Origin of the sequence: Pelomonas sp. KK5 (genome assembly GCF_001984095.1) — a bacterium.
GTDB lineage: Bacteria > Pseudomonadota > Gammaproteobacteria > Burkholderiales > Burkholderiaceae_C > KK5.
The window spans coordinates 1-8253 of the sequence record NZ_LYVQ01000261.1; the positions used below are offsets into that span (position 1 = coordinate 1).

Annotated in this window: 7 protein-coding genes and 1 pseudogene; all 8 read right to left on the bottom strand. The window is 69.5% G+C overall.

The annotated features are described in order from the left end of the window. A pseudogene (locus B0W88_RS27195) lies at positions 1 to 287 on the bottom strand (SPOR domain-containing protein); the annotation flags it as partial. Between the two features lie 28 nt (positions 288 to 315). Continuing rightward, positions 316 to 1632, bottom strand: coding sequence for a bifunctional tetrahydrofolate synthase/dihydrofolate synthase (folC, locus tag B0W88_RS27200; RefSeq protein WP_077037707.1), 1317 nt, complete (start codon positions 1630 to 1632; stop codon positions 316 to 318). 66 nt (positions 1633 to 1698) lie between these two features. Then, positions 1699 to 2571: an acetyl-CoA carboxylase, carboxyltransferase subunit beta gene (gene accD, locus B0W88_RS27205; protein ID WP_077037708.1), complete on the bottom strand. Its 873-nt coding sequence runs from the start codon at positions 2569 to 2571 to the stop codon at positions 1699 to 1701. A gap of 22 nt (positions 2572 to 2593) precedes the next feature. Further along, entirely contained in the window at positions 2594 to 3391 is a 798-nt protein-coding gene (gene trpA / locus B0W88_RS27210; RefSeq protein WP_077037709.1) for a tryptophan synthase subunit alpha, read from the bottom strand. Then, the gene (trpB, locus tag B0W88_RS27215) at positions 3388 to 4638 is read right to left on the bottom strand and encodes a tryptophan synthase subunit beta (protein ID WP_077037710.1); all 1251 of its coding nucleotides are present in this window, start codon (positions 4636 to 4638) and stop codon (positions 3388 to 3390) included. The genes trpA and trpB overlap by 4 nt, the downstream gene beginning before the upstream one ends. Beyond that, positions 4635 to 5276 carry a phosphoribosylanthranilate isomerase gene (locus B0W88_RS27220; RefSeq protein WP_077037711.1) on the bottom strand — a complete coding sequence of 214 codons (642 nt, stop codon included), beginning with the start codon at positions 5274 to 5276 and terminating at the stop codon, positions 4635 to 4637. The genes trpB and B0W88_RS27220 overlap by 4 nt, the downstream gene beginning before the upstream one ends. Continuing rightward, a complete protein-coding gene (truA, locus tag B0W88_RS27225; RefSeq protein WP_077037712.1) occupies positions 5273 to 6058 on the bottom strand; it encodes a tRNA pseudouridine(38-40) synthase TruA in 786 nt (261 codons plus the stop codon). Before truA ends, B0W88_RS27220 begins: the two co-directional genes overlap by 4 nt. A 70-nt stretch (positions 6059 to 6128) precedes the next feature. Continuing rightward, positions 6129 to 8253 (bottom strand): FimV/HubP family polar landmark protein (locus B0W88_RS27230; protein WP_077037713.1); only part of this gene is annotated, 2125 nt, incomplete at its 5' end.

Genomic DNA, 8253 nt, shown 5'->3' on the forward strand with positions numbered 1-8253 from the left:
GTCACGACCGGGCTGCTCGGCGCAGGCGCCACCGCCGCAGGCACCGCCAGCGGTGCGGCGCCTTCCTTGTGGGGAATCTCGATCGGCAGGTCCACCGGGATCGGCCGCGGCTGCGTCTCGAACAGCAGCGGGAAGCCGACCACGCCGGCGCCGACCAGCACGGCCGCGCCGATCAGCCGCCGGCGCGCACGCAGCCGCAGTTGCTGGACCGCATCGGCGCGGTCGGCGACCGGCTTGGCGGCGGGGGCGGACTCTCCGCCCTTGAAGGCGCGTTTGAAGAAGGACATCAGGCCCATGCGCGGCTGACCGTGGAAATCAGGAGTTAGAGGGGTTCTGGGCCGACTGCCCGGCCACCAGCCGGGGCACGCCGTTCTTCAACACACCGCCCACGGTGTAGAAGGAACCGAAGACCAGAATTCTATCAGCGGGGTCCGCCGCAGCCGCCGCCGCGGACATGGCCGCCAGAGGGTCGGCATGCCGGCTGACGCTCACGTTCGGCGGCGTCTTCAAGCCCGTGCGCAGGTACTCGAACTGCTTGGCCAGCGCCTCGGCCGTGGCCGCGCGCGGGATTGCCAGGTCGGTGAAATGCCAGCTGTCCACCAGCGGCGCCATGCGGGCGAAGATCGCCCCGAGGTCTTTGTCGGCCATCGCGCCGAAGACCGCATGGGTGCGCGGGAAGAAGCCCATCTGGTCCAGGTTCTGCGCCAGCGCGGCGACCGCGTGCGGGTTGTGCGCCACGTCCAGCACCAGCGCCGGCTGGCCCGGCACGACCTGGAAGCGGCCCGGCAGGTCCACCAGCGCCAGGCCGGTGCGCACCGCCTGCGCGCTGATCGGCAACCGCGTGTGCAGCGCCTCGAACACGGCCAGCACGCCGGAGGCGTTGAGCAGCTGGTTCACGCCACGCAGCGCCGGATAGGCCAGGCCTGCGAAGCGCTTGCTGCGGCCGGCCCATTGCCATTGCTGGCGGTCGCCGCCGTAGGTGAAGTCGCGGCCGAGCTGGCGCAGGTCCGCGCCCACGGCTTCGGCATGGGCGGCGATCGACGCAGGCGGCATCGGATCGCTGACCACCACCGGACGGCCCGGTCGCATGATGTGGGCCTTCTCGCGGCCGACCGATTCGCGGTCGGGCCCGAGGTATTCGGTATGGTCCAGGTCGATGCTGGTGATGACCGAGCAGTCGGCGTCTATGCAGTTGACGGCATCGAGGCGCCCGCCCAGGCCCACTTCCAGGATCACCAGGTCCAGGCCCTCGGCGGCCAGCCGCCGCATGATGGCCAGCGTGGTGAATTCGAAATAGGTCAGTTGCAGCTCGCCGCGCGCGGCTTCCACCGCCTCGAAGTGCGGCAGCAGCGAATCGGCCTCCACCGGCGTGCCGTTGACCCGGCAGCGCTCCTGGAAATGCACCAGGTGCGGCTTGATGTACAGGCCCACCTTGTAGCCGGCCTGCAGGGCGATCGTCTCCAGCATCGCGCAGGTCGAGCCCTTGCCGTTGGTGCCGGCCACCATCACGACCGGCGTGTCGCCGAAGGCGAGGCCCAGCCGGTCACGCACCGCGTTGACGCGGGCCAGGGTCATGTCCACCGTCTTCGGGTGCAGGCGCTCGCAGTGGGCGAGCCAGTCGTCGAGGTTCATGGTCAGCAGAAAAACATAACGGCCAGACCTTGCGGGCCTGGCCGTTGGTACATCGGGATCGTTCCGTCAGGCCACCGCGTCGGCGCTCTGACGCTGCAGCATCGCCAACTGGCGGGCGATCGTCTCGCGGAGCTGGCGGCGGTCGACGATCATGTCGACGGCGCCCTTCTCAAGCAGGAACTCGGCACGCTGGAAGCCCGGGGGCAGCTTCTCGCGCACGGTGTTCTCGATCACGCGCGGGCCGGCGAAGCCGATCAGCGCCTTGGGCTCGGCGATGACGATGTCGCCGACGAAGGCGAAGCTCGCCGACACGCCGCCCATCGTCGGGTCGGTCAGCACGCTGATGTAGGGCAGCTTCGCCTTGGCCAGCTTGGTCAGCGAGGCGTTGGTCTTGGCCATCTGCATCAGCGAGAGCAGGCCTTCCTGCATCCGCGCGCCGCCGGTGGCGGTGAAGCAGATGAAGGGCGTCTTCTGCTCCAGCGCCGTCTCGACGCCGCGCACGAAGCGCTCGCCGACGACGGAACCCATCGAACCGCCCATGAAGTCGAACTCGAAGCAGGCCGCCACGACCGGCACGCTCATCACCGAGCCGCCGAGCACCACCAGCGCGTCGGTCTCGCCGGTGCTCTCCAGCGCTTCCTTGAGGCGGTCCGGGTACTTCTTGCTGTCCTTGAACTTCAGCGCGTCGACCGGCAGCACCTCCTGGCCGACCTCGTAGCGGCCTTCGCCGTCGAGGAAGGCGTCCAGCCGCGCGCGGGCGCCGATGCGGTGGTGATGGCCGCACTTGGGGCAGACGTTGACGTTCTGCTCCAGGTCGGTCTTGTAGAGCACCGTCTCGCAGGAGGGGCACTTGATCCACAGACCCTCGGGCACCGTGCGGCGCTCGCTCGGGTCTTGCTGCTGCATCTTCGGCGGCAGGAGCTTTTCAAGCCAACTCATCGTGGAGGTCCTTTGTTCGTATTCAGGCGTCAAGTGCAGTCCTGATCTCGTGGATGAAGGCCGCACCGGTCGAGGCGACATTATCCCTCGGCTGCACTTCGAGCAGTTCCACCAGCCGCGAGCCGATGACGACCGCGTCCGCATGGGCGGCCACCGCCCGCGCCGTCTGCGCGTCGCGGATGCCGAAGCCCACGCCGACCGGGATCTTCACGTGCTGCCGGATGCGCGGCACGGCCTCGGCCACCGCGTCGGTATTCAGGTGGCCCGCGCCGGTCACACCCTTCAGCGAGACGTAGTAGACATAGCCGCTGGCCAGCTCGCCGATGTGGCGGATGCGGGCCTCGGTCGAGGTGGGTGCCAGCAGGAAGATCAGGTCCAGGCCGTTGCGTTGAAGCGCCGCGGCGAAGTCCTCGCATTCCTCGGGCGGATAGTCGACGATCAGCACGCCGTCCACGCCGGCCGCCTTGGCGTCCGCGGCGAAGCGGGCCTGGCCGTAGCGCTCGACCGGGTTGGCGTAGCCCATCAGCACGACCGGCGTGGTGGCGTTCTTCGCGCGGAAGGCGCGCACGTAGGCCAGCACCTGCGCGAGGCCGACGCCAGCTTTAAGCGCCCGCTCGCCGGCGCGCTGGATCACCGGGCCGTCGGCCATCGGGTCCGAGAAGGGCACGCCCAGCTCGATCACGTCGGCGCCGGCCTCGGCCATCGCCAGCATCAGCTCGACGGTGGCGTCCGGATGCGGATCGCCGGCGGTGACGAAGGGGATCAGCGCCTTGCGGCCGCTGGCCTTGAGTGCGTCGAAGGTGGCAGTTATGCGGCTCACAGCGCACCTCCCTTCACCGTGTGGCCGGCCTGCGAAGGCTGGTCGTACACCTTGGCGCCGGACAGGTCGGCCACCGTGCCGATGTCCTTGTCCCCGCGGCCGGAGAGGTTGACCAGCAGGTGCTGGTCGGGCTTCAGCGTCGGCGCCAGCTTCATCGCGTAGGCGACCGCGTGGCTCGATTCGAGCGCCGGGATGATGCCTTCGGTCCGGCACAGGCGATGGAAGGCCTCCAGCGCCTCCTTGTCGGTGATGCCGACGTATTCGGCGCGGCCGATATCCTTCAGGTAGGAGTGCTCGGGGCCGACGCCGGGGTAGTCCAGGCCGGCGGAGATCGAGTGGGTCTCGATGATCTGGCCGTCCGCGTCCTGCAGCAGGTAGGTGCGGTTGCCGTGCAACACGCCGGGCGAGCCGGCCGTCAGCGTGGCCGCATGCTTGCCGGAATCGACACCCTGCCCCGCGGCCTCCACGCCGATCAGGCGCACGTCCGCGTGACCGATGTACGGGTAGAAGATGCCGATGGCGTTGGAGCCGCCGCCGACGCAGGCGATCACCGCATCGGGCTGGCGGCCGGTCATCTCGGGCATCTGGGTCAGGCACTCGTCGCCGATGATGCGCTGGAAGTCGCGCACCATCATCGGGTACGGGTGCGGGCCGGCCACGGTGCCGATGATGTAGAAGGTCGACTCGATGTTGGTCACCCAGTCGCGCATCGCCTCGTTCAGCGCATCCTTCAGCGTCTTCGAGCCCGACTCCACGGGCACGACGCGCGCACCCAGCAGGTTCATCCGGTAGACATTGGGCGACTGGCGCTTGACGTCCTCGCTGCCCATGTAGACCACGCATTCCATGCCGTAGCGGGCACAGATGGTGGCGGTGGCCACGCCGTGCTGGCCGGCGCCCGTCTCGGCGATCACGCGCTTCTTGCCCATGCGGCGCGCCAGCAGCGCCTGGCCGATCGTGTTGTTGACCTTGTGGGCGCCGGTGTGGTTCAGGTCTTCGCGCTTGAGGAAGATCTGCGCGCCGCCGAGTTCCCTCGACAGACGCGCTGCGTGATAGATCGGGCTCGGCCGGCCGACGAAGTGGGCCAGCTCATGCTTGAACTCGGCGACGAAGTCCGGGTCCTTGCGGTAGTGCTCGTAGGCGGCGTCGAGTTCGTCGAGCGCGTGGACCAGGGTCTCGGCGACGAAGCGGCCGCCGTAGGGACCGAAATGCCCGCGGGCATCCGGCTGTGCGTAGGGAGTGTTCATGGTGCTGTCTTCTCGATGTCCGCAAGGCGCACGGCCTCGCAGAACTGCTGGATCAGGGCGGCGTCCTTGATGCCCTTGGCAACTTCGACGCCGGAGCTCACGTCAACGGCCCAGGGCCGGACCTGCCTGATCCCTTCGGCCACATTTCCGGCATGCAACCCACCAGACAAAACGACTGGAGAGCGCACGTTTGTGGGAATGATGGACCAATCGAAGACCTTTCCACCGCCGCCATAACCTTCGACATGAGCGTCAAGAAGAATGGCCTGGGCGTTCGAGAACTGATCCGCGAAGTCTAGCAAATCGAAGCCCGGCTCCATGCGCGCGGCACGCAGGTACGGGCGCGCGAACCAGTTGCAGGCCGCCGGGCGCTCGTCGCCGTGGAACTGCAGCGTCATGTTGGGCAGCTTCTGCAGCGCGCGGCTGACCTGGTCCATGCTGGCGTTGACGAACAGGCCCACCGGCGTGACGAAGGCGGGCAGGCGTTTCGCCAGTTCGGCCGCGCGCTCGGGCGTCACGTAGCGCGGGCTCTTGTCGTAGAAGACGAAACCGACGGCATCGGCGCCTGCGAGCACGGCGGCCTCCACGTCGGCCTCGCGGGTCAAGCCGCAGATCTTGATGCGGGTACGTGCACTCATGGCAGCCAGTCCATTGCAGCGACACGGTCGGGAATGCCGTGCCGGGGATCGTAGTACGGGCCGACGAAGTAGAGCCCGTCGGGCATGAAGGTCGGCGCGGCGGCATCGCGGCTCTTCGCGGCGACCACCTCTGCCATCCAGGCGGGCGGCTTCGTACCGCTGCCCACCGCGACCAGGCAGCCCATGATGTTGCGCACCATGTGATGCAGGAAGGCGGAGGCGTCGAACTCGAAGCGCCAGTAGGCGCCGCGGCGGTGGATCTCGATCCCGCGCAGCGTCTTCACCGGCGAGGCCGCCTGGCATTCGGCCGAACGGAAGGAGCTGAAGTCGTGCTCGCCGATCAGCAGCGCCGCGGCCTCGCGCTTCGCATCGCCATCGAGCGGCCGGAACACCCAGCCGGCCGCGCCCGCCTCGATCGCCGGCCGCACCGCCGACTCCAGCACCAGGTAGGCATAACGCCGTCCCTGGGCGGAGTTGCGGGCGTGGAACTGCGGGTCCTCGGGGAAGACGCTCCACTGGATCGCGATATCCGGCGGGAGATAGCGGTTGACGCCGCGCACCCAGGAGAAGGGCTCGCGCACCGCCTCGGTGTCGAAGTGGATGACCTGGTTCAGGCCGTGCACGCCGGTGTCGGTCCGGCCGGCGCACATCGTGCGGATCGGCGTGTCGGCGAACTGCGAGAGCGCGGCCTCCAGCTTGTCCTGCACCGTGCGGCCATGCGGCTGGCTCTGCCAGCCGGTGTAGCCCTGACCGCGATAGGAAACCCCAAGCGCAACGCGCATCCGTTCTGACTCCGACAATGAAAAAGGCGCCCGGGACACGGGCGCCTTCGGACAGGGGCTGATTATCTCTTCAGCGCAACTGCTGCAGCATCGCCTGGGCCTTGGCCTTCAGCTCGCCGTCGGCCTTGCCGATCAGTTCCTGCAGCACCTCGCGGGCGCCTTCGGTGTCGCCGATCTGGCGGAACTCGTCGGCCAGTTCCAGCTGGCGCTGCAGCGGGTCCTCGGCCAGGTCGGCGCCTTCCAGCGTGCCGAAGTCGCTGATCTCGGCAAAGTCGTCGAGCGAGGCCGGCGGGCGCTCGGTCAGCGCGTTCATCGGGTCGTCGCCTTCGGAGATGCGCGGCAGGATCTCGGTCTTGGGCTGCGGGATGCGCTCGGTGACCGGGTCCACCGGCAGGTCCAGGTCGATCGAGCCGAGGTCGAAGTCCAGCGAGTTCGGGTCGGTCACGTGCTGGGAGGGCACGGTGCGCGGCACGTCCAGCGAAGGTGCCTCGCCACCCAGGTCGTCGAGATCGAACTGCAGGTCGGCAGCCGCAGGCGCGGCCGGCGTCGGAGCGGGCGCCGACAGGTCGAAGTCCATCGCCATCGGGCGCTGCTCGATGCTGGCCGGCATCGCCTGCGTGGCCTCCATCGCGGTGGCCGGGAACTGGCCGGGCGCGGTGGCGGTCGGTGCATCGAGGTCCAGATCCAGGTCGAGCCCGAAGCCGCTCGGCGGCGCCGTCTCCGGGCCGCTGCGGCCCAGCGGTTCGGTCATCATGTGGCCGAATTCGGCCATCTTGCCGGTCGGCGTGCTGACGGTCTGCGGCAGCGTGCTGGCGTCCATCGGCTCGGGATGGATGTCCGGGCCGCTGGGCATCGGCCGCGGCGAGCCGCCGGGCTGGTACAGCGGGTTGTCGGCATCGATCTGGCGGCCCAGTTCCTGCGCGCGGTTCCAGTCCTCGCCGGTGCCATGGGTCTCGGCATAGAGCTGGATCGCCAGCTGCTCGAAGCCCTTGGTGTCACGGCGCTTGGCGTACACCTCGAGCAGCTTCAGCCGGATGGCCAGGCGCTCCGGGTTGGCGCGCAGCGCTTCCTTGAGGATTTCCTCGGCCTGCAGGTCGCGGCCATAGGCGAGGTAGACGTCGGCTTCGGCCACCGGATCCACGTCGCCGATCGCGTCGAGCTGGCTCAGCGAGTAGCTCATCGACGAGGCGCCGCCATTGGTGCCGTCGCGGGTGTCCACGCGGGCACCGCCGGAGGCGCCGAAGAAGGAGTCGGGCTGCAGGCGGCTTTCGTGGAAGCCGGTGTCGGCCTTGCCGGCGGACTTGCGCTTGGTCAGGCGCATCAGCGCCAGGCCCACGAGCACGGCCACCAGGCCGCCGCCGATGGCCAGCAGCAGCGGGTTGTCCATCAGCTGGTCCAGCATGCCGGGCTCGGGACGGGCCGGCGGCGCCGCGGGCGGCGCGCTGGCCGGCTTGGCCGGTGCGGCGACCACGGCAGGCGCCGAGGCCACGACCGCGGGCGCCGATGCCGGCACGGCCGCAGGCGCCGGTGCGGCGGCCACGACAGCCGGGGTCGACGCGGGCAGAGCGGCCGGAGCCGGGGCGGGCGCGTTGGCCGGCGCCGAGGCCGCGGTCGACTTGGCAGCGCTGGAGAGCTTCTTCAGCTCCTCGACGTTGCGGGCCAGTTCGGCCACGCGGGCGGCAGTGTCCTTCTTCTCGCTGTCCTTGGAGGCCTTGGTCTCGGCAGCGGCGCTGGCCGCCTTGCTGAGCGTCAGCTTGTCCGGCGTGGTGGAAGCGGCGGGCTTCTTGTCCTCGACCGCCGCCTGCACCTTGCCCTTGGCCTGGCGCTCGTTGGCCTCGGGCTGCAGGCTCGGTGCGGCGCCGGCCAGGCGCTGGCGGTAGGCGGAGAAGTCGGCGCTCTGGGCCTGGATGACCTTGTGCGCCTCGTCCGGCGTGACCGCAGACAGCGCCTCGCTGCCCGGCACCTGCAGCACGGCACCGGCCTTGAGCCGGTTCATGTTGTCGCCGATGAAGGCATCAGGGTTGCTGCGGTACAGGCCCACCAGCATCTGGTCCAGCGAGACGCCGGGCGCCTGGGTCTTGCCGGCGATGCGCGAGAGCGTGTCGCCCGGCTTGACCGTGTATTCGGTGGCGGCGGTGCTGGTGGCAGCCGCGGGCCTCGGAGCGGGTGCGGGTGCGGGTGCCGGCGCGGGACCG